The sequence below is a fragment of the Rhodococcus zopfii NBRC 100606 = JCM 9919 genome (assembly GCF_001895025.1).
Taxonomy (GTDB): Bacteria; Actinomycetota; Actinomycetes; order Mycobacteriales; family Mycobacteriaceae; genus Rhodococcus; species Rhodococcus zopfii.
The window spans coordinates 1-1,735 of the sequence record NZ_BCXI01000106.1; the positions used below are offsets into that span (position 1 = coordinate 1).

The window sequence follows — 1,735 nt, forward strand, 5'->3', positions numbered from 1 at the left end:
GGATCTGGCGCACTTTCCGTGAAGTCACTGCCACGCTTCGTTATTCGAGGTGGATGACGCGCTTGCGCAGCAGGTCGAGGTTGGCTCGCCCGTACATCTGCCGCTTGAGCATTTTGATTCTGTTCACGTGCCCTTCGACCGGCCCGGAGTTGTGTTCGAGGGTTAGTCCGGCGGTGACAGCATCGAGGTCACGGCGCAGGCCGGTGGTGAAGGACTGCAGGGCCGGTGATCCGGTGGCATCGACGTCGCTCATCCACTCGGGGAGTTCGTGTCCGCGCCGCTCGGTCATGAGCTCGGCGAAGCCGCGAACGTGTCCCTGCAGCGCGTTCAGTGCGGGACTGCGTTCGAGGATGTCGGCGAGACGGTGGCTGTCGACGTCGGTGAGACGGTCGGGTCGGGCGGTCAGCCACCCCGTGACCTGCCGGACGGATGGCACCGGCGGCGGTGCCGGGCGCGTCCGATGCGCAGCACGCAGTGGTGCCAGGAACCGACGGACGGTCTTGGCACTACCCCGGTAGCCGCGTTCGGTGATCTCCGCCGTCAGGCGGGTGCCATCGGTGCACCCCGCGGCGAAGCGGTCACGCAGGTAGGTTTCGTGTTCGCTGAGCAAGGTGGGTCCTGCCGTCCGGGTGGTGGTCAGCAGTTCGTCGAGGTCATCGGCACGGGCGAAGCGACGGACGGTCTTGCGGTCAAGGCTCAGCTTCCTGCTGATCGCCGAGATCGTCATCCCGTTCGAGACGAGTTGTTGCACGGCGGCATGCCGTTCCCTGGTGCGGGTGATTAACCTGCCGTCCGGCACATCGGCACCTGTAGTGCTTGTACCACAGTCGATCTCGCTGGCAGTGGTGTTGGTGGCTACCTCGTCAGAGTCGACGGGTTCGACCGGCGGGGGAAGATCGCAGCGGTGCCGAACTACAGTGTCCTCGACCGCACCGACCAGGTTGTGCCACAGGTGCCACCGGTCGGCGACCTGCACTGCCTCCGGTGCGCCCACGCGGACGGCTTCGGCGTAGGCACCGGCCCGATCGCGGCACACCACCTCAGCACCGGGATGTTCCTGCAGCCATGCGGCGACGGTGTCGCTGGTGCGGTCCGGCAGCAGGTCGATCGGCCGGCTCGTGGTCAGATCCACGATGACGGTGCCGTAATGGTGGCCGCGGCGGATCGCGAAATCATCGATCCCCAGAATCGGTGTCGTCTCGATCGGTCGGTCCGGTATCGCCCGCACCGCCCGTAGCAGGGTGTCGCGGCCGGCCGCGATCCCGAGCCGGGCTGCCAGGCGAGCCCCGGCGCGGCCGGCCAGCGCCAACCCGATCGCTTCGATCACCGCGTCGAGTACCGGGGTCCGGCGAGCCCACCGTGTCGTCAATCCGGGGATCTGTTCGGCGAATGTGATTGTCGTGCAGTGCGTGTTGATGCAGAAGAATCGACGGACGGTCAGTTCGAGTACGACGGGCCGGGCACCGATTGCTGTGTCGGCCGGTCTGCGGCGGTACCGGGAATGGACCCGGCTCGACGATGTGTCGCATTTCGGGCACCGCGCCTCGTTGCGGTGAGGGTGGGCGTGGATCCGGATTGTGGATCCGGCGAGGCGGACGGCGTCGACGACGACGTCGGTCAGATGCGGCAGTAGGACTGTCAGAAGCGCGAGGTCACACCATTATGATCTTGGTCGATACCGAATCATCCCGAATCAGGGGTCCGTTAGGACCTTCACGGAAAGTGCGCCAGATCC

The 1,735-nt window shown here is 66.2% G+C and carries 1 protein-coding gene; it reads right to left on the reverse strand.

Going from position 1 to position 1,735, the window contains the following annotated elements; all coding sequences use genetic code 11:
* Positions 1 to 40 precede the first annotated feature (40 nt).
* Entirely contained in the window at positions 41 to 1,642 is a 1,602-nt protein-coding gene (locus tag RZ1_RS29300) for an ISL3 family transposase (RefSeq protein ID WP_072816443.1), read from the reverse strand.
* Positions 1,643 to 1,735: the final 93 nt, after the last annotated feature.